Genomic DNA, 20,092 nt, shown 5'->3' on the forward strand with positions numbered 1-20,092 from the left:
CTCAAGCCCTCGGGAGTGGGTTGGCTTATCGGTGAATAACACTGTGACAGGTGTGACCCATTCGAGATTAGAGCGACAGGGCGTGTAATATACTTCACATCAGAAGATAGGTTGGAACTCTCGGGTAAAGATCTTAGCAACGCAAAACGATTGAAACCGCGATTTATTACTACCTGTCGGAAAGCACCGAAGGAGTGACATGCCCGACACATTCGAGTCACTTGATGAATGGTTCGATCATCGCCCGAAATGGCTTCACGCCGCGGCAAATCGGTTAAGCAAGCATCCTGAGTTATCGAGTGAAGATATAGTTGAACTCACAGCTCTTTGTAAGAAAGAAGCAGACAATGAATTGTCTGAAGAATCAGCTTCCTTTTCTACTGCCCCTTTCTGCCACATAACAACCACCGGCTTACGGTTGCGTTCAATCAGCGGTATTAAAGGCGTAAACGCCCTCGCTCCAAAAAATCCACTCGAGTTTGGTAGCAGTAATCTCACTGTTGTTTATGGCAATAACGGATCAGGAAAGTCGGGTTACGTCAGAATCCTCAAACATGTATGTGGTGCCCGCGAGCCAGGCATTATCCACAAAAATATATATGGGTCCAAGGAAGAAGCACAGGAAGCTCACATTACGTACGAACAGGGCGGCGTACTCAAAACCCACCATTGGGATGGGAACGACACCGGCGAAACTCTCAGTACTGTTGACATTTTCGATACTTCGTTTGGCACGGTTTTTGTTAACAATGAAGATGAGGCGAGCTACGAGCCACCGATACTATCCGTTTTCAGCTCTCTGATTCTCGCATGCGAAAAAGTTGCCTCAGCTCTAGAAGCTGAGATTCGTCAGTGCCAGCCAAGAAAACCGGATATCTCCGCTGACATGAAAAATACCCCTGAAGGCCGCTGGTATGAAGGCATCAATGCCGAGACAACTGACGAAGAGATCACAAAGCATTGCTTATTTAGCAGTGCTGACGAGGATGAGATGCACACCTTGCGACAGCGCCTTGCCGAAAACTCGCCGACAGAAAAAGCTAAGGAGTTGAGAAAGCAGAGACGGCATGTCGACAACCTGGTTCAGGATGCCCGAATGCATATGAACCAATTATCGGATAATAATTGCCGGGAAGTCATCGCAGCAAAGAAGAAATGGATGGTCAAAACGGAAGCGGCCAAACTGGCCGCAGAAGAGGCATTCTCGGGCAGTAACTTAGAAGGAATCGGCTCTGATATCTGGAAAGAACTATGGGAAGCCGCCCGGAAATACTCTGTCTCGGCTGCTTATAAGGAAACCAACTACCCTAATGTTTCTGATGGTTCTCGCTGCGTTCTTTGTCTTCAGACTCTTAGCGCTGAGGCTAAAAACCGGTTGATCTCCTTCGAGAAATTCGTGAAAGAGGAAATGCAGAAAGCCGTAGGTGATGCGGCCAAGGAATACGAGGATGCTATTCAATCTATTGAGGAACTACCAAAGTTGGACCTGTTGGAGACCCGTATAGATGCCACTGGGATTTCAAAAGATGAGTTTTCCAGTCAAGTGATGGATTTCTTTACTCAATTACAGAACAGAAAAGATCTGCTTTCAAAGATAGATTCAGAAGCGGAGATTCCTGTGCTAAAGCTTCCTACGAAATGGATCAAAGATGCAAAAACCTACTCGAAGAACCTTGATAAACGCGCGAAAAAATACGATGAGGATTCTACAAGCGACGATCGAGATCGTCTCAGAAGGAGCTTAGATAGTCTACAAGCTAGAAAGTGGTTGTCGGAACATAAAGCAACCATTGTCGACGAAGTCGCAATTTTGGAAAAGAAACACAAGCTTCAGAAAGCGAAGAAATTAACCGGTACCACAGCTTTGTCAAACAAAAAGGGCGAGTTGGCAGAATCCTTGATTACGGATGCGTTCACAGAAAGGTTAAACTTCGAGCTCAGAAAGTTAGGTGCCACTGAGCTAAAGGTCCATCTTGTCAGAAAGAGAGTCTCCAAAGGTCGTGTGCTTCATAAACTTGTAATCGGAAATAGCCCTCTAGATGTTTCTGAAGTCTTGAGCGAAGGAGAGAATCGGATCGTTTCCCTAGCAGCCTTTTTAGCAGATGTGAGAGGAACCGAAAATAAGGCACCACTTGTCTTTGATGACCCAATATCCTCGCTTGATCAAGACTATGAGGAAGCAGTAGTGCGAAGATTAATTGAGCTGTCACGCGACAGACAAATTATTATTTTTACCCACCGGTTATCACTATTGGGAACAGTCAAGCATTTTGCTGATAGGGAGTCACTCAAGCCTGACGTGAAATGTATTCGCTCCACTGGACAGCGTAAAGGCGAGCCAGCCCCCATTCCATTGTCACAATCCGATATAAGGACCTCCTTGAACAGACTTATTAACGAGCGATACCAAGAAGCTAAGAAAGCGAGTGAAAACGGCGATTTTGATCTAGAAGATACCTTGAAACAATCAATGTGTAGCGATTTTAGAGTGTTAGTAGAGCGATCGATTGAAAACGACCTGCTATGCGGCGTGGTACAACGATTCCAGCGCCCAGTTCAAACGCTGAAAATTAGAGAATTGGCAAAGTTGAATCAGGAAGATATCGACCGCCTCGATTCGCTCATGTCAAAATACTCGGCATTTGAGCATTCACAGCCCCTAGAATCCCCAGTGCGATTGCCGAAACTAGAAGATCTACTGCGTGACATGGAGTCGTTGAAAACTTGGCGCAACGAATATAAGGATCGTGCTGTGCGACGGTGACAAAATCCTATCTTCTGAAAATCAATAGCATCTGCGCGCGGAAGATTTGACTGGTAATGAGTTACACGCCTGAAAGTGTTCGCATTTGCCGCTGAATTATGCGAGAACTAGCAAATGACATTTTCGAGCGCAAGTTCAACATGTAAAACGGCATCTCCACCATTGGTCTTTCAGTACACTCTGGGAAGCCTTTGCTACTTATGCACAGATTATATTCGCCATGGTTGCGAACCGTCTTCTCCGCAGCTCAGTCTTTTTGGTTGAGGCGCAATCGTAAATGAGTAGCCCCAAAGCTGGGATATGACTTTAGCGACCGCTCACATTTTGCATGTTTATGAAGCACACGTAACCGCTGACAGTGCGGAAACGTCGATGGTTTCGTACCCACAAGAAGAAAACCGGAAGACAAGAACTGTATTTGAGGCGCGGTAGTACATCAATTCGTGCGGGTGGTGGAGAAAATACCAGAACCTTGCAACAAAGGTTCAAAGAAGGAGTAAGATTATTCCCCCGATATTAAAACACTTTCAAAATGCAAAGGAGCTCTAGTGAAGAAAGTAGTCGGATTACTAGCGGTCACAGCGCTTGCACTTAGCGCGTGTGCACCGAGTTCAACGAGTGACGGTGGGAATGACGATTCTGTAAACATCACATTCCTCGGTACTTCCGATATTCATGGCCACTATATGCCTTGGGACTACAGCCTGGACGAGGAAAACACCTCCGGAAGCTTAGCCCAAATCGCTACCGCAGTAAAAGAAGTGAGGGAATCTGAGGACAACGTTGTTCTCATCGATGCGGGCGACTTCATTCAAGATAATTCCAGCGAACTATTCCAGGACATGAACCCACACCCAGGCGTGAGCGTTATGAACGACCTCAACTATGACGTGTGGGCAATCGGTAACCACGAGTTCGATTACGGGATGGAAAAGCTCGACAAAATTACAGAACAGTTTAAGGGCGCAGTACTAGGCGGTAACCTTTACACCGACGCTGGCGAGCAGTACTGGCCGGCCACCACCGTCATTGAACGCAGTGGCATCAAGATTGGTGTTGTAGGCCTAACTACGCCAATGGTTTACGAATTTAAACAGGAGACCGACACCTTCAAGGGCCTGAAGTTCAACGACACCATTGAAGAAGCTAAAAAAGCGATCGAATCTCTTGGTGAGGTGGATGCAGTAGTTGGCGTATTCCACATGGGCGCTGAGAATGAAAACAACATCCCGAACACGGGTGTAACCGAAATCATCGAGCAGGTCCCTGGCTTTGACGTTGTGTTCGCTGGACACATGCACAAAGAAGAAAACGAAAAAATTAACGACACCCTCGTTATTGAACCTGGCAAATATGCACAACTCCTCTCCCGCGTTGACCTCACATTCGCTAAAGACGGAGACGGGTGGAAGCTAACGAACACCACTGGCGAAAACATTTCAATCAAGGACTACGCTTCCGATCCTGCAGCAGAAGAACTTCTTGCTGAAGGACACAAGATTGCTCGCGATGACGCCAACATTGTTGTTGGAAAACTTGAGGGCCTACCGTTCACGCCAGGCAACAAGATCGAGGCAATCCCGCAACACCAAATCGAAGAAACACCACTGACCGTGTTCATCAACGAGGTCATGATGCACTACTCGAACGGTGCTGACGTGGTTGTTCACTCCATTGACAACGACCATGCTGGTCTTCCAGTTGGCGAAATCAAGAAGAAGGATTTGGCAACTAACTACCGGTACGCCGGCGGAGAAGTAACTGTTTACGAAATGACCGGCCAGGACCTCAAAGACTACATGGAATGGTCCGCTGGGTTCTTCAACCAGGCCCGTGAAGGCGATGTGACGATCTCGTTTGACAAGGATCGCCGTAACTCGAAGTACTCCACTCATGACATTTTCGCTGGAGTCACCTACGAATACGACATTTCTCGCCCAGCAGGAGAACGTGTAACCACTCTGAACTGGCCAGATGGCAACCCTGTAGGCATGGCTGACAAGGTTAAGGTGGGTATGAACTCCTACCGCCTGAACCATCTCATTTCAGATGACGGCCCACTTGCAGGACGTGACATTAAGAAGATTTACTCCACCCAGCAAGAGTCCGCGTTTGGCGAGGTAGAAGGACGCATCCGTAATCTCGCTGCACGCTACTTGGAAGAGATTGGCGGAACGTACACCGGACACTTGAATGGCACGTGGAAGATTGTTGGCGTAGCGGAAACACCGCAGTACGTTGCAGATCTTGTCAACGCTCAAGTTATTTCAATCGGCGAGGCAGAAAACGGCCGTTCAAACGTCGAGTCTGTAAACGTAAATGATCCCGTTACTAGCGAGATGATTACGGAAGTGGCGAAGCGCGCAAACGTGGATCCAGCACAGATTGGCGAGGCCAAGACTACTGGTGATCTCTACATGAAGGTCGCCGAACTCATGAAGTGAGTTTAGGGATCTAACCAAAAGCGCCACCGAGCACGAACCGATTTATCGGTCTCATCCGCCCGGTGGCGCTTTTAAATGCTGATCCCTACAAGCCACGAAGAATGATCTTCAGCGGTGAAGAATCAGTTACTCGCCTACCCTTCGGTAGCTTCGCTCTCCGAAGCAGATTTGCGGGCGTTCTCCACCACCTGCTTGAACAGTTCCTTTACCGCAGGATCGTTAACCGCCGAACCTGGAATCATGAACCCGCCCGGATGCATGGGATTGATAGAACACTCGCCATTCGGCTTGGACGTCAAACTGTACAGCCTTACGCTTTTTCTATCGCCAACGCAAAGTGCTGTACCCTTCTCGCGGAACTCGATCCGGGCGTCGGGATGCTTCCTCACATACGCCAACATGTTTTGCAGTTCTTCTTCAGAATGATTCCAAAATGTCCATACCTGCTCATCGTTCCCGAAAGTAACGTAGTTACCCTCGACGCCGATTATCTCAACGGGATAGATTGGGCCTCTGGTAGAAATCTTTGCCTGGATCCAATGCGGCCCATGTCCCGCAATCATCAACTGGCAGGGGCTAACAGGGAAAAGTGGGTCCTTGCTCATGGCGAGCTCCTTAAAAATCGCGCGTCCACCAAACTTTTGTTTAGCGGCGGATCTTCCCTCAGGGGCACCGTGTGCGACACGCGGTTGCCAGCCAACCAGCCGAGGGGCTTAACGTTGGACTTCTTGATCCACCCACAGAATACCCCAAACGGAGCACCTGTCAAGGCATAGCTGTTAGGCTTGAGCGAAGCTCTTACACAAGTGAGGTCGAAATGGATCAGCAACAATTTGATGGCCTAGTAAAGCTCTTCGAAGAAGCCAAAGATGGCTCCGGAAACCCGCTCCAAATGGAGTATCTACTCGTCAAACAGGGCAACAGCGAATACCTCCACACCTTCCGCGGACACACCGGGCCGTCAGATATCCGGTCGATTTCTAAGACCGTCCTCGCCCTCGTTCTTGGCACCGTCATCGAATCGCGCGATGATCTAACCGAAGACACGCCGGTATGGCCGGTGTTTACGAACCTGTGCGAAGTCAAAGACCCAGAAAACCTTGAAAAGTGGCAGCACATCAAAATCAAACACTTGATGAACCACACCATCGGGTTTGACCGCATACTGATGATGCGGGGCGACATTCAAGATATGGACCCCGCTGACTACATTAACTACATCGTTAACGAGCCAATCATGCACGAGGCGGGAACTTACTACCTGTATTCCAACGCAGGCTTCTACCTCATGTCTATCTACCTGCAAGAATTCCTTGGTGAGGACCTAGAGGACTACATCCGGCGCGCGCTATTTAACCCGCTTGGCATCACCGATTACAGGTGGGAGCGCTACGGAAAATACCTGGCCGGGGCCACCAGACTATGGCTCCTACCCCACGACATGCTGAAGATAGGCGAGCTACTACTTGAAGGCGGCAAGGGCATTGTGAGCCCACAGTGGATTGAACGCATGAAGCAATTCACCGCTTTTACGCCCGGCGTGGACACGCCTACAAATCCGTACTTCCGCCGCCACGCCTACGGCTCCAGCCTGTGGCTTTCCAACCGGGGCAACATCTTCTTTGGCCACGGAACCGATGGGCAAACCCTCGCAATCATTCCCGAAAGAAACGCCGTAGTTATAACTACCGCCACCCAAAAAGACGTGAAGCGGCTAGAGGAACTCGTGGACAAGGCCGTGGAACTGCTCTACTAGCGGCCACACCTCCTCGTCCGAGCCAATTTAAGTAGTGGGGTGTTGCTCTTGTACTAGAGCAACACCCCACTACTTTTAAGCCATCAGCCTGCTTTCATGCGCGACGGTCAGGCCCGATTAGCGCACCTAATTAGCAGCCGGGTTATCAGCCATTCGCGCGTTCACGTCTGCGAGGTCATTGTAAACATCCGCATTCGCCCAAGCGAGGAACGCCTTCTTGAACACCTCGTGGTACTCGTTGTATACCGCATGGTTGTCTTCGTTCGGGTAGATGAACCCGCGCGTGTGCACCATGTTGTCCACCGCCACGTCAACGGAGGGTAGCGCTCCCGCGCCAACACCGCCAAGAATTGCAGCGCCTAGCGCGGCGCATTCGGACACGATCAGGCGCTCAACTGGGCGGCCATAAATGTCAGCTTGCACCTGGCTCCAGAACACAGAGTTCGCGCCGCCACCCGACAAGCGGATGGTCTCAAATGGCTCACCCATCGCGGTTTCCATCGACTCCACGCTCATGCGCAACTCATAAGCCACACCCTCGAGCACGGCGCGCGCGGCGTGAGCACGAGTATGAATCTGCGTAATGCCCAGCATCCCGCCTCGCGCATTGTCATGGAAGTACGGATTCGCCTGCGAGTTGAAGAACGGGAAGAAGATCAACCCATGCGAGCCCACCGGCGCCTTCGCCGCCTCAAGCGTGATGAGGTCGTACGGGCTCAAATCAAGTTCAGCGGCCGCTCTTACCTCTGGCTGGCCGTAGGTGTCACGCCACCAACGCAAGACCGCGCCCGCGGCGTGTGCAGTACCCTCCATGTCCCAACAGCCCGCGATCGAATGAGCTCCAAACGACACGCCGCTTTGCAGATTCGCCGCCATGTCCGGCGCCTGGTCCAGCTGGGCAACCATGACAGCAGCCGTGCCGAGCGACAACTCTGCCAGCCCCTGCCTATTCACGCCCGAACCTACGGCAGCACACTGCTGGTCGCCACCGCCCGGCGAGAGCACCGTGCCCTTCGCGAACCCGGTCTGTTCACTGGCTTGCGCGCTAACCTCGCCGATCGGGCGAAGCTCGTGCAAGAGAGGTGGCATCATGTCTAGGTCGAGTCCCGCACGGTCAAATAGTTCCGGCGAGTATTCCAAGGTTTTGATGTCGAACATGCCGTTGTAGTTAAGTGCAGACGCATTTGCAACCAGCTCGGTTGATCCAAGCTTGTGTAAAATCCACTCTTGCCCGTTAACTATCTTCCAAGTATTGGCATAAACCTGCGGCCAGTTCTCTTTCAGCCACATCAGTTTGGGATACACCCACAGGCTGGAAATGTTCAGGCCTGAAATTTCGTAGTAACCCTCCTCGCCAAACTCCTCCTTCATCCAGCGAGTCTGCTTGCCCGAGCGCCCGTCAGACCACACAATCGCGTCACTGAGCGGATTCCAATCCTCATCAATCGGAATGAATGAGCCGCGCTGAGACGACACTCCAATCGAAACAATATCTTTCACATCGCCAGGGAATGAGGCTGTTGCCTTCCTTGCGGCATAACAAATGCCTTCCCAAAGCTCATGCATATCCTGATCCACCCAACCAGGATGAGGATGCTTGGTGCGATACTCCTTGTAACCGCTGCTAATGATCTTGCCGGCACCATCGAAAATAATGACGCTTGCGCCTGTTGTTCCTGCGTCAATACCGGCGAAATACTTGCTCATGCCTTCACACGCCTTTCGTCGTTAACCACACCTTTGTGGCCGTCTCATCACCATACGGGAACGCAGAGACGATTTGGCGCTTTCTCAACTAAATGAGAATCCGGCGTCCCCGTTGCAGGCGGGCGCATGCGCGGAGACCTGTTTTAGCGGTGATTCAAAGCCTCTCGGGCGCACTCAACCAGAGGGACAATCGAGTCACGGTTCGTGTGATCATAGCCTTGCGCAATATTGTCGGCCACGGCTACAGCCCATTCTCCGCGGTCGCGGTATTTCTGCACTCGCTTAGCGAAGATCTTGAGCAGTGTCTTTTCAGCTGCGGGTAGGCCTTCATAGCGGACCCCGCCCTCGAAGTAGAAGAACGGGAACTCGCCCTTGGCCAGCTCGTTCTTAGTAAACGTGCGGGCTGCGCACTTCCAATCTCGGTCCGGATGCTGCGGCGTACCTCCATTTGCCCACACGATTACGCGACCTTGATTCAAAATGCCGGCATCTTTTGCCATCTTGCGGAACTTTCCAAAGCCACGAATGATCGACATTCGCACGCCGGCGCCGTAGACCACCAGGTCATATGACGTGAGGTTGATGCGCCCACTCTTCACGCCCTCGACAACCTCAGACAATGGGCGAAGATCCGCCTGGAGGTCCTCTGCAATCCAAGTCCCATAAGTCTTAGAGAATCCAGTCAGAGTGTTGTAAATGACCAAAACTCTAGGTGTGCTTTTGGGTTCGTCCGCCATTATTTCCGTCCTTCACTTGTGAACCGCATACGAATATACACGGCTAAGACCTCGACTTTTTGTTGAAATACAGCGTTTTTTACGACAACCGTGTCAGAAAACCAGCGATGGAAAAACAGCCCTGAAAACAAACTTTCATATATTTTGTGGGTTTTCGCAGAAATCCTGTTGATTTTTGTTAATCGTGTGGATACTCTGATGGTGCATTCAACGAAGAATGGAGATTCTAATGACACCTGAGAACAAGCACCACCTGGGTGCTGGCCCCCTTGTTATTGCTATCGACTCGTCCACCACGTCCACCAAAGCGATCATTGTCGACGCCACCGGACACGTGCTGCACACCGCGAAACGCAACATTCAGTTGCACACGCCCGCGATGGACTGCTACGAGCACAACCCGATTCGCTGGTGGGAAACCACGCGAGATGCGATTGGCGAGGCAGTGGCGGCGCTCTCCCCCACAGACCGCGAGCGCATTGAAGCAATCGGCATTACGCACCAGCGGGAGAGCTTCGCACCTTTCAAGGCCGATGGCACACCACTTCGTAACGGCATTTTGTGGCTTGATGGCCGCGCAACTGAGCAGATCCGCAAGTACGGTTCTGCACACATCCACCAGCTGTCCGGCAAACCTGCAGGCGTAACCCCCGCGATCTACAAGATGGCTTGGGTTGCCCAGCACGAGCCGGAGGTGTTCGAGAAGGCCGACAAGGTTGTCGACGTCCTCGGATACATCACTTTCAATCTGACCGGGCGCTGGGCTTCTTCACAGGCGGCCGCGGACTCGCTCGGCCTTTTCGATATTGAAAAGCGCGACTACGCGGATGAGCTTCTTGAGATTGCAGGTGTTCGCCGCGATCAAATGTCTGAGCTTGTTGAACCAGCTAGCCCAATCGCGAAGTTGAAGGATGACCTGGTATCCGAGTGGGGCCTGCCAAAGTCGATTCCAGTTATCGCCGGCCTTGGCGACGGACAGGCCGCCGGCATTGGCGCGGCAGCAGTTACGCCGGAGATTGGTTATCTAAACCTCGGCACCGCAGTGAATGCAGGTGTTGAATCCCCGGTCTACAAGTACGATCCAGTATTCCGCACGCACGTCTCAGGCATTCCCGGCAACTACGTATTTGAGGTCCTGCAGTCTTCCGGCTCCTACCTGGCCGGATGGTTCCGCAAGTCGCTGGGAGACCCGAAGCTCCTGGGCGAACCCGATCCGGCTCTGGATGAAGCAGCTTCAAAGATTCCTGCCGGTTGCGAAGGTCTCGTGACACTCCCCTACTGGAATGCAGTGCAGTCCCCGTACTGGGATTCCGTTGCGCGCGGCGCCGTGGTGGGCTGGCGCGGCACCCATTCGCGTGCGCACATGTACCGTTCGATCCTCGAGTCGATCGGCTTCGAGATGCGCTACAACCTCAACCACATCGAGGAAGGCACGGGTGTGAAGCTTCAGGGCCTACGCATTATGGGTGGCGGCACCCGCTCCAAGCTGTGGCGCCAAATCATGGCCGACTGCACGGGCCTGCCCCTCACTGTCTGCCTCGAAGATGAAACCTCCGCCCTCGGCGCCGCAGTTCTTGCAATGGCGTCCACGGATGCGTACGAGGACGTCCAAAGCGCAGCCGTTGGCATGGCCCGCTATGGCGATACCATTGAGCCAGACATGGATGCGCATGAAAACTACAAGGAGATTGCGGACATTCAGCACGAGCTTTACCCGAAGCTCAAGGACACTTTCGAACGCCTCCACGATCTTTCCTTGAAATACCCATCCACGAAGCCCGAGTCCCCTGCGGCTGAGCTTTAAAGATACGGAAAGGAACAACATGTCGATCATTACCGTACTGGGCGCCGGAGCTATGGGTTCTGCGCTGTGCACGCCACTTATCGATTCGGGCTGGGAGGTACGCCTGTGGGGAACGTGGCTCGACGACCACCTCCTCGATGCGATTGAGGCCGGAAAGCCGCACCCGCGCACCAACGAGCACGTAGCCGAGGGCGTCAAGCTCTACCGCAGTGGAGAACTTAACGACGCGCTCGACGGCGCTAACGTCGTGGTCATGTCGGTGGCTTCCGTGGGCGTCGAGAAGGTTACGGAGCTAGCCCTTGACGGAATCGAGAAGGCCGAGGCACTTTGGCTGACATCCAAGGGATTCAACGAAGGCCCGGATGGCAACATCCAGCTGCTGCCGGACGCAATCAGGCGGATTGCTAAGGGTAACGGCAAAACCGTCCCGCCGATCGTTGCAATCGCTGGTCCCGTTAAAGCCAATGAGTGCGCGGCACGCAAGCCCACCGCAACGATCTTCGGCTCGAAGGACAAGAATCTGGCCACGCGTTTCGCTCGTGAAGCCCGCTCCGATGTTTACTGCATTGAGCCGAGTGACGACGAAACCGGTGTGGAAATCTGCGCTCCCATGAAGAACGTGTATGCCATCGCGCTTGGTATCGCGGATGGCCTTGAGGAAGGAACCGGGGTGCCGCACCACAACCTCAAGGCTGCAACGTTTGCGCAGGCTGTGCGCGAAATGTCCCTTCTTGGGCAGTCACAAGGCGCAGATCCCGCAACCGCTTTCGGACTAGCTGGCGTTGGAGACCTGGAAGTCACCGGCTTGTCGGGTCGCAACAAGGTTTATGGTGTCCGCCTTGGCCGTGGAGAAACCGCAAAGGAGGCTCTAGCCGAGATGGATCGACTGGAGCAAACCGTTGAGGGCGTACCGGCAGCAGGCCTGGCCGTTGGCTTTGTGAAGCAACACGCGCCCGACTTGGTGGACGAGCTTCCGCTACTAGCGGCTGTAAGTCGCATCATTTCGGGAGCTGTAACTGACGTCAAGACGGAAGTTGCAGCCGCGGTACTCCCCAAGAGACCGTAACTTTTACCCTTGGCCCCGCGAACCTGACGGATCGCGGGGCCAAGTTTTAGTATTGAATAGTCTTCTAACCTGAGAACAACATTTCGATAAGGGAGAGCAGAGATGGAAAAGAAGGGCATCCATGGTCCTAGAGCCCGCAGAAACTCCATACTCTCCCACTTGCTGACCCACGGAAACTCCACGGTTGAGCAGCTCGCAGAGCTTCTTTCTGTATCGCAAATGACCGTCTACCGCGATGTTGCCGAACTTGAATCACTGCAACTGGTACAACGCAGAAACGGATTGATCAGCCCCGCGGCATCCTCGCTGTCAGAGTCCTCTGCTCACCTGCGCCAGCAGGCGAACCGGCCCCAGAAAAAATGCCTCGCTAAGGCCGTGATGAAGCACATCACGCGCGGCATGTCGCTGTTAGTTGATGATTCCACCTCTAATATTTCACTTGTTGAAGACCTATCGGAGGTTACTCCAGTTACGGTTGTCACCAACGCGGAGTTCATCGCCAAAATTGTCCGACCGCAAGGAGACGCCAAGCTCATATTGGTGGGCGGAGAATACGAGCCCTGGGCCGACTCCTACTTTGGAGACATCACCATCAAATCGCTTGACCAGCTGAGGGTAGACCTCTGTGTCATGTCCGCCACCGCTCTCACCGCCACGCACGCCTTCCACCCTGACCAGCGAGTGGCTGATGTTAAGAGGCAAATGCTTGCCTCTGCAGATAAAAAGATTCTCGTCGCTGATTCCAGCAAGTTCACCAAAAACGCGCTCTATAAAGTTGGGCCGCTAACTGATTTCGACCTTGTCATTACAGACTCCGAAACTCCACAAACCGTGTTAGAACAGCTTGCCGATCAAGACATCCTTGTTGAAGTTGTGCGGTAGTCCCCTTGTGCCAAAACTCTTCCGCAGGTAGTAGTCGTCCGATCCTTTGCCTCAGCAAGCAAAACGTGACCAACCTCGCACCCTATTTGTAATGATTCTCAGGCTTAACTGAAGAAAATTATCAGGATGCATACAGATTCACGCCGCTTAATACTCTTTGGTAAATAAAAGAACTGACGCAAAGGAATATTTTCAGATGTCGTTTGTTAAACGAGCTTGGCTTAACGTCTCTCGCAAATTAGCCAAGTCGCTTACAATCTTTCTAGTTTTATTAACCGCCTGCACGCTTCTTCTATCCACCTTCGCGGTGCGAGAGGCTGTGGCCCGCACGAGCGACGAGGTGGGCTCAGAACTGCTAGCTGGCTTCTCGGTACAAAATAATCAGCGCACGAACCCCGGCACTGCTCGAGGTGCAGGAAATGTTTCTCGCGCCCAGATTGAAGCAATCGCCAAGCTTCCGGGCATCACGAAGTACGTGGCTAACATGAGCTCGGTGGCAGACATTGAAAATGCCGAGATTTTCAAACTAGATGGCGCAGCATCTGACTATTCACAAGAGAGAGAAGAAAAGTTTGGCAACGCCGTGATGGTGAACGCGGTGAACAAGTCAGACCTTGCCACCCCCTTCCGCGCGGGAACCTTCACCCTAGCGCAAGGCCGTCACCTCACCGACAATGATCACCACAAAGTGATGGTGCACGAAGAGTTTGCAGCTAAGAACAACCTGAAGGTTGGAGATACGCTGCGCATGCGCGGCAACATTTACGACCCGGACAACCGGTTCCAATCCGACGCCGCTGTTGATGCAGAGATCGTTGGCACCTTTAGCGGCAAAAACGCTCGCCCGGCCGCGCAGCGCCTAGAGCTATACCAGAACGCTATATTTACCGACCTTGATACAGCGCGGACCTTGAACGGCACTACGCCCGAAAATGAGATCTACCAAGATGCTGGCTTCTTCGTTAACAGCGTCAAAGACGTGGACAGTGTTATGAAAGCTGCCGCAGCTCTACCCCTAGATTGGGACCACTATGAGCTAGTGAAGAACACGGACATGCTTGGAGCACTGGCGTACTCGCTTCAAAGCATCAACTCCCTCGTTAATGCCACTTTCATTGGCACCCTGATTTTCACCATCGTGGCACTCGCACTGGTCCTCGCCCTCTGGATGAATGAGCGCCGCAAAGAAACAGGAATCCTGCTGGCCGTAGGCGTAAGTAAGGCCAAGATCTTCGCGCAGTACTTGACGGAGAACATTTTCGCTTTCGTTGTAGCCGTCGTAGCATCGTTTGGCACTGCCACCTTGCTTGCGCAGAAGCTGGGCGACGGCATTGTTTCGCGCGCGTCTGCTCAAACAAGTGCGCAACTTAACGGCGGTCAGAACTTTGGTACCGACTTCTACACCTCCACGATTCAAAAGACTGTGGATCACGTGAACGTTGTAATCGAACCATCGCACCTGGTCATGGTTGGGGTTGCCGGCCTGATTCTCGTAATCGTTGCGACCCTGATTGCCTCGGCACCGATGCTTTCGAAGCGTCCAAAGCAACTGCTAACTCAGATCGGTTAAGTAATGCAGTTTTGGACTCAAGCGGGTTTGGCAGTAAGGCGCCACCCCAAGAAAAGCGTCACGCTGGCAGCCATCATTTTCGTTATTTCAGCTGTTTTCATACTGCAGGGCATAGTTAGCGCAACCGTAAACACCGTAACGAACGCGGCTACCGAGCGAATTGCTCCCGGATTCACGGTTACTTCCACTGCGGGAGATTTCCAAGAAGAGGCCGCACAGAAGCTACTAGATTATGACCGCCTGACCGGCCACAACTTTGTGCTACACACCGCGGCAGAAGCGCAGCAGCTCGGATTCGTTTCCGTAACGGGCGCCAGCGACGTGAGCAAGCTACCGACTTTTGCAGAAGAAGATGCCCAGATAGATGAGGCTTCTTTGCAGAAACTGCAGAGTACCCAAAGCATCATTTTGCCTGAACTGATTGCGCAGCAGCTGGGTATAAAGGCTGGCGACAAACTGACGCTCGGTAAGGACTCTAGCGAAGTTGAATTAGAAGTTGCGGGGGTTTACAAGCAGGATATTTCTGGCTCTAAGAACCCTGACGTGTCGGTGTATGCAAGCCTAGAAACTGCACAAAAGCTGGCGGGCAAAACGGCGGTTTCCAGCGCCACCTACCTAACCAAGGCAGAAGACGTTGACCACGCAATCAAGTTCGCGAAAGAACACGCCACGCAAGGTCTAGAGGTTGCTAGCAATACCGGAGGCGCCGCAGACCTGCTGGGATCGGTATTCGGCTTTGCAACCCTACTGTTGCGGTTGTTGCGCGTCATCTTAGTTTCAGGCGGATTGATCCTGGCTTTCGTACTCGCATTCTTTGTGCGTTCACGCATCCACGAGATCGGGATCTTGCTAACCATTGGTTTTTCGAAACTGCGGATCTTCGCCCAGGTTGCCACAGAGCTGATTATGCTGACTATTCCAGCGTTAATTGTTGCACTGATTGCCAGCGAGATCGCGGGGCATTTCCTCTCCGCACAGATTTTGCAGTCAGCTACTGACGGACAGATTAGCGCCGTCCCGTTGAGCGCGCTAAGCAGCTCGGCTATTGCAGCTTTTGGTGGAATCATCGCCATTGTGCTGGCGGCCTTGCTTATCGCGATTCTCCCGATCTTGCGGCTTCCACCTAAACGGATTTTGGCCAAAATGAGCTAACCCCTCGCCCACTACTTTTCACTTACAAAATAGGAAGATTTCCATGACCACGCTAAAACTTGAAAACGTATCTTTTAACTACTTGGCCGGACAGAAGAATGTCCTCGACAACATCAGTGTTGAGTTTGAGTCCGGGAACTTCTACGCCATTATTGGCAACTCTGGAACTGGTAAGTCAACGCTACTTAGCTTGTTGGCGGGCCTTGATGCTCCCACCCAAGGAACCATTTCGATGGATGGCGAAGACATTGCTAAGCGCGGCTACACGCACCACCGGCAGCACAACATTGCTTTGGTGTTTCAGAATTACAATCTGATTGACTATTTGACTCCGCTGGAGAATGTTCGCCTGGTGGATTCGAAGGCGAAAGTTGATTCGCTTTTGGAGCTAGGTATTTCTGAGGAAGAAGCGAACCGTAACGTGATGCAGCTTTCTGGTGGGCAGCAACAGCGAGTTGCTATTGCGCGCGCACTGGCCGCAAAATCGCCCATCATTCTTGCCGACGAACCTACCGGCAACCTCGATGGCGACACCGCTAGCGAAATGGTGGCTATCCTGCGCAATCTTGCCCACGAGCAAGGAAAGTGCGTCATCGCTGTTACGCACTCAAAGCAGCTGGCACGTGAAGCTGACGTGGTTTACCGCCTGAAGAACAAGAACCTCGTCAAGCAATAACGAGCAGAGGCTTGCCGGTTCGGCTTAGCAGCAGCCGGCAAGCCTCTGGAGATACCTAGCAAAGGGGCGCGCACCGTCTGGTGCGCGCCCCAACCGCATAAAGGCCCGCCTTAAACGAGGATGCTTAGCGCGTTAGCAAACTCAGCTTCGCTAACCTTCATGAGCGAGACAAACGACTCATAATCCTTAGCTCCCTGCGGAATACGTAGCCCATGTTTTATGACGAAAGTATCGTCACGGGGCTTCTCGTTATTCTCATATATGGAGCCTTTATTAAGCCACAGCTTATGAGCACGTGTTTCACCGCCTTCGGGATACAAGAAGTACCCCACGCGTGCATCAAACCTATACATGTATGCCAAAATCTGTAAGTAGTCTCGATTGCGAATATTCTCAATCGGCTTATATTTCGCATCTGCGATTATCCGGTTATCGTGATCCCTACTCACAAAATCGGGGTAGACCCATCCGGAGCTATTCGAAAACAAATGATGCCGCCCCTCTGAGCTTTTGTTTCTTGGGTGGAAGTAATCTGCACTAATGAGCGAGTTCACGTACTCTTCCCACAGCCAAGCGCCGTCGAAAAGCACGCCGTAGATTTCTCTCTTGCCTGAACCAACAAAATGTTTGCGCTGCTGCAGAATCAACAGACACAGTTTTTGCAAGCTTGCGTATTCGCGAAAATAAGCGTGGCGTATCAACCGTTTCGTGTTCTGGTTTATAACTCTTCTGCGTTCATATGCTCGATACGGCCCAGTCACTTCTCGCACTAGTCGCACGTCATCTTTTACCTGCGCCAAAAGAAATTTGCCGTTCGGCTTTAAGCTGATGACCTCAATGGTATGCCGGACTAGCTGCATCATCGCATTGTCAAAAGAAAATTGGCGTTCGTTAAACTCAACCTTGCCGGTGAATGGAGTGTTTTCTTTAATGTGGCGAGCGATGTCAATGGTTCCTCTGATCGTCGCTTCATTACGCTGGTAAGTAACGTACTGCTTGTACAGGCCCTTACGCATCGCTTGCTTCAAAAAGCGTGGAAAGAGGAATATAAGATACTCGAATACCTGGCCGTCGTGGTCAAGATCGGTATTCAGGTCAACTATATTGGGTAACCCGAATACGCGGGCCAACAAGTAACGGAAGAAATGGTCTTCTGTGTGGTTACTAAAACGAGATTTGATTGTTAACCGCTCATCTCCAAAACCGATAAAGCCCATCAGGTTGCTAGTTCTGTACTCCCCGCGTGAGTGAGAAATGACGACATTCTCCGCATCCAAATCTTCAGATTCTTTGAGGGCGTCCTGAACTATGAATACGCCTTCGGATTCAAGATCGCGGAAAGGTTTATTTGCCAGTTTTCCAAGTAAACGAGGAGTCTGCGCGACCTGCTCGGGCAATAACAACGAGTTGTCATTAATTTTCAGGTTTTTCATTCAACGCGCTTTCAGAAGTATCAGGGTAGCCGTATGCCTTCGCAAACTTCGCCATGATTTCTGCTTCACCATAGAGCCCTTGGACGTATTCACGCAGGAGCGGCTCGAGGTAGTCGGTCCAGAGTTGATCGAAACTTATGTCATCCAACTTCAAGAAGTACGCGGGCCCTATTTCATAGTTCTCATTCAGGTCTTCCACGCCGGTTATAACCCGGTTAAGCGCAGTCATCCGTTGCTGAGCCTGCACGCGAACTTCGGGATCATTTATATTGTCTAAAATCGCAATCTGATCCTGGGCACGAAGTTCAATGAAACGGAAGCGCCTACGCATAGCAAAATCGAAAGAATCAACTGAACGATCTATATCGTTCATCGTTCCAATAATGTAAACATTTCGTGGAATGTAAAACTTCTTCGTCTGATCCAAATGGAGGTTGAAATATTGGGTTGCTACCCCGCCGCGTTCACCTCTATACCCTGGATCGACAGCGAAGAATAGCTCACCGAAAATCTTGGAAATCTCTCCGCGGTTGATCTCATCAATAATGAACACGTACTTCTTTGCTTGAATCGGCTCGACTTGGCGAGCAGACGGAGTCTTCATGAACTTTTTGATCTTGTTACAAAGAACAAAAATGTATGAGTGTTCATGCTTGTGATTCACGGTATTAAGGATTCTCTTCAGATCCTTGACTTTTCTAAGTTGCCCCTCGTCTGCAAGAACGGTTTCTATATCAGCCAGGTTTAGAACGATCCGACTCGTAACCTGATTTCCGGGGATAGACACATGCACGCGTGTGTCATCCACGTTTGTTACAAAAAACTCGTTTCCATTTGTTGTCTTAAAAGGAGTCACACCCAGATCGATTGATTCAAAGAAGTCTCCCATTGCCTCTTTAACGGAGCTTTCCCGACGGATCCGGTCACCCGACTTCTGCCTATCCTCATAGTTTTTACGGGCCTCGTCCACGAACTTCTTGAAAATCCCATCCTGAAGTTCGAATCCCATCGTGCCATCATCATTGATGCGAGGGCGAAGCCCTTCTACGAAATCCGAGTAGTCGTAGCTTGGGTGGAACTGAACAAACCCAACTTGTCGTTTTTCGTCGTCCTCAAGCTCAGTGAAATCTTGAGTTCTTCCCTCAGAAATAATGTCAGCCGCTATCTGCCTGGCCAAATATGTCTTGCCTGTTCCGGGAGCGCCCCTGAAAATGATGTTCTTGGAATCGATGAGGGTCTGGGAATACTTATTCCGAAGAACGGCGCCCTCAGCAGTAGCGTCTTCCTCTTCCTCATTGGCCAACTCCACATCCCCAGCGTCAAAGCTACCTTTTTCCCGGTAAACAAGTTTAAATTTGTCACCTGGGTTGCCGAATCGCTTCAGACATTCCTGTACCAAGTGAAGGGTTGAGAAGATGTTCCAACAATGGATGACGAAGCTACCCTGATCGCTGCGATTATAAATTAGGGTGGCGAAAGTATTTTGCCCGCTATAGCGCTGATACTCCTTTTTGCTGTAGAAAATACCTCTGTACTCGGTAGCGTCTGGAGATTCCTTGCCAATAGGAAACTGAAGCCGTTCGTCCAAACTGAGCTGTTTGATCTGCTGCTCGTATAGCTGGAAAGCCAAATAAGGTAGCGTCATATTGGAAATGTGGCGTTCCCGAGGCTCCCTAGCTCTCTCTATCTTTTCGCCCTGCGCATTTTCAAACCAGACGCGCAAAGGCTTGTACTGGTCCCCCATTTTGAGATCATCCATTGTGAAACGAGGATCAGTTGAAACTATGTTTTCAGCGGTAATCGTCAACGTGAACTGCTCGAGCGCCTGCGTAGTTGATTCGGCTTCCAGCTCTAACAAGCTATCTGATACCGCCATCGGTATTCCCTTCTGTGCATTCAAACCTGTTCAAACTAACGACCTCGCGGTGTGCGCGGAGCATTAGGACCCGTTTACTATCTTAGAGATCTAACACAGGTAGCACACTGCTTCGTCTTGTCCTCTCATTCCAAAGTCATGTAAGCGCTCTGCATGTTGCATTTCTTATTACCGAAGCGGGCTTCGGGTACATCATCTAGCCGCGCGTCTTCATGTAGCTAAAAC

At 51.5% G+C, this 20,092-nt stretch carries 14 protein-coding genes and 1 riboswitch; of the genes, 9 read left to right on the top strand and 5 right to left on the bottom strand.

What is annotated here, in order from left to right; genetic code table 11:
- Positions 1 to 199 precede the first annotated feature (199 nt).
- Both HMPREF1628_RS00615 and HMPREF1628_RS00620 read left to right on the top strand, forming a co-directional pair.
- Complete coding sequence (locus HMPREF1628_RS00615) at positions 200 to 2,764, top strand: AAA family ATPase (protein WP_034506493.1); 2,565 nt, start codon at positions 200 to 202, stop codon at positions 2,762 to 2,764.
- 548 nt (positions 2,765 to 3,312) lie between these two features.
- Positions 3,313 to 5,208 carry a bifunctional metallophosphatase/5'-nucleotidase gene (locus HMPREF1628_RS00620; RefSeq protein ID WP_034506495.1) on the top strand — a complete coding sequence of 632 codons (1,896 nt, stop codon included), beginning with the start codon at positions 3,313 to 3,315 and terminating at the stop codon, positions 5,206 to 5,208.
- 134 nt (positions 5,209 to 5,342) lie between these two features.
- Here the strand turns inward: HMPREF1628_RS00620 and HMPREF1628_RS00625 are convergent, their stop codons facing one another.
- Positions 5,343 to 5,813 carry a hypothetical protein gene (locus HMPREF1628_RS00625; RefSeq protein WP_034506497.1) on the bottom strand — a complete coding sequence of 157 codons (471 nt, stop codon included), beginning with the start codon at positions 5,811 to 5,813 and terminating at the stop codon, positions 5,343 to 5,345.
- Positions 5,814 to 5,827: 14 nt separating this feature from the next.
- Positions 5,828 to 5,942: riboswitch (SAM riboswitch) on the bottom strand.
- An 83-nt stretch (positions 5,943 to 6,025) separates the two neighbouring features.
- On the opposite strand from HMPREF1628_RS00625, the gene HMPREF1628_RS00630 reads away from it, so the two are divergent.
- The gene (locus HMPREF1628_RS00630; protein ID WP_034506501.1) at positions 6,026 to 6,964 is read left to right on the top strand and encodes a serine hydrolase domain-containing protein; all 939 of its coding nucleotides are present in this window, start codon (positions 6,026 to 6,028) and stop codon (positions 6,962 to 6,964) included.
- A 126-nt stretch (positions 6,965 to 7,090) separates the two neighbouring features.
- On the opposite strand, the gene HMPREF1628_RS00635 is transcribed toward HMPREF1628_RS00630, so the two are convergent.
- A complete protein-coding gene (locus HMPREF1628_RS00635; RefSeq protein ID WP_052038725.1) occupies positions 7,091 to 8,671 on the bottom strand; it encodes an FGGY-family carbohydrate kinase in 1,581 nt (526 codons plus the stop codon).
- A 143-nt stretch (positions 8,672 to 8,814) separates the two neighbouring features.
- A complete protein-coding gene (locus HMPREF1628_RS00640) occupies positions 8,815 to 9,408 on the bottom strand; it encodes a flavodoxin domain-containing protein (protein ID WP_034506504.1) in 594 nt (197 codons plus the stop codon).
- Positions 9,409 to 9,637: 229 nt separating this feature from the next.
- Between HMPREF1628_RS00640 and HMPREF1628_RS00645 the strand changes: the two genes are divergently transcribed.
- The 6 genes from HMPREF1628_RS00645 to HMPREF1628_RS00670 all read left to right on the top strand — a co-directional run bounded on the left by HMPREF1628_RS00645 (position 9,638) and on the right by HMPREF1628_RS00670 (position 16,558).
- Positions 9,638 to 11,212, top strand: a complete 1,575-nt coding sequence (locus HMPREF1628_RS00645) for a xylulokinase (protein ID WP_034506508.1) — start codon at positions 9,638 to 9,640, stop codon at positions 11,210 to 11,212.
- 19 nt (positions 11,213 to 11,231) lie between these two features.
- The gene (locus tag HMPREF1628_RS00650) at positions 11,232 to 12,278 is read left to right on the top strand and encodes an NAD(P)H-dependent glycerol-3-phosphate dehydrogenase (RefSeq protein WP_034506510.1); all 1,047 of its coding nucleotides are present in this window, start codon (positions 11,232 to 11,234) and stop codon (positions 12,276 to 12,278) included.
- Positions 12,279 to 12,380: 102 nt separating this feature from the next.
- Positions 12,381 to 13,160 carry a DeoR/GlpR family DNA-binding transcription regulator gene (locus tag HMPREF1628_RS00655; RefSeq protein ID WP_034506513.1) on the top strand — a complete coding sequence of 260 codons (780 nt, stop codon included), beginning with the start codon at positions 12,381 to 12,383 and terminating at the stop codon, positions 13,158 to 13,160.
- A 196-nt stretch (positions 13,161 to 13,356) separates the two neighbouring features.
- A complete protein-coding gene (locus HMPREF1628_RS00660; RefSeq protein WP_034506516.1) occupies positions 13,357 to 14,730 on the top strand; it encodes an ABC transporter permease in 1,374 nt (457 codons plus the stop codon).
- A 3-nt stretch (positions 14,731 to 14,733) separates the two neighbouring features.
- A complete protein-coding gene (locus HMPREF1628_RS00665) occupies positions 14,734 to 15,882 on the top strand; it encodes an ABC transporter permease (protein ID WP_034506518.1) in 1,149 nt (382 codons plus the stop codon).
- A gap of 43 nt (positions 15,883 to 15,925) precedes the next feature.
- Complete coding sequence (locus HMPREF1628_RS00670; RefSeq protein ID WP_034506521.1) at positions 15,926 to 16,558, top strand: ABC transporter ATP-binding protein; 633 nt, start codon at positions 15,926 to 15,928, stop codon at positions 16,556 to 16,558.
- 110 nt (positions 16,559 to 16,668) lie between these two features.
- On the opposite strand, the gene HMPREF1628_RS00675 is transcribed toward HMPREF1628_RS00670, so the two are convergent.
- Entirely contained in the window at positions 16,669 to 17,991 is a 1,323-nt protein-coding gene (locus HMPREF1628_RS00675) for an McrC family protein (protein ID WP_034506523.1), read from the bottom strand.
- The gene (locus tag HMPREF1628_RS00680; protein ID WP_052038726.1) at positions 17,972 to 19,867 is read right to left on the bottom strand and encodes an McrB family protein; all 1,896 of its coding nucleotides are present in this window, start codon (positions 19,865 to 19,867) and stop codon (positions 17,972 to 17,974) included. The genes HMPREF1628_RS00675 and HMPREF1628_RS00680 overlap by 20 nt, the downstream gene beginning before the upstream one ends.
- Positions 19,868 to 20,092: the final 225 nt, after the last annotated feature.

The organism is Actinomyces sp. S4-C9 (assembly GCF_000758775.1).
GTDB lineage: Bacteria > Actinomycetota > Actinomycetes > Actinomycetales > Actinomycetaceae > Gleimia > Gleimia europaea.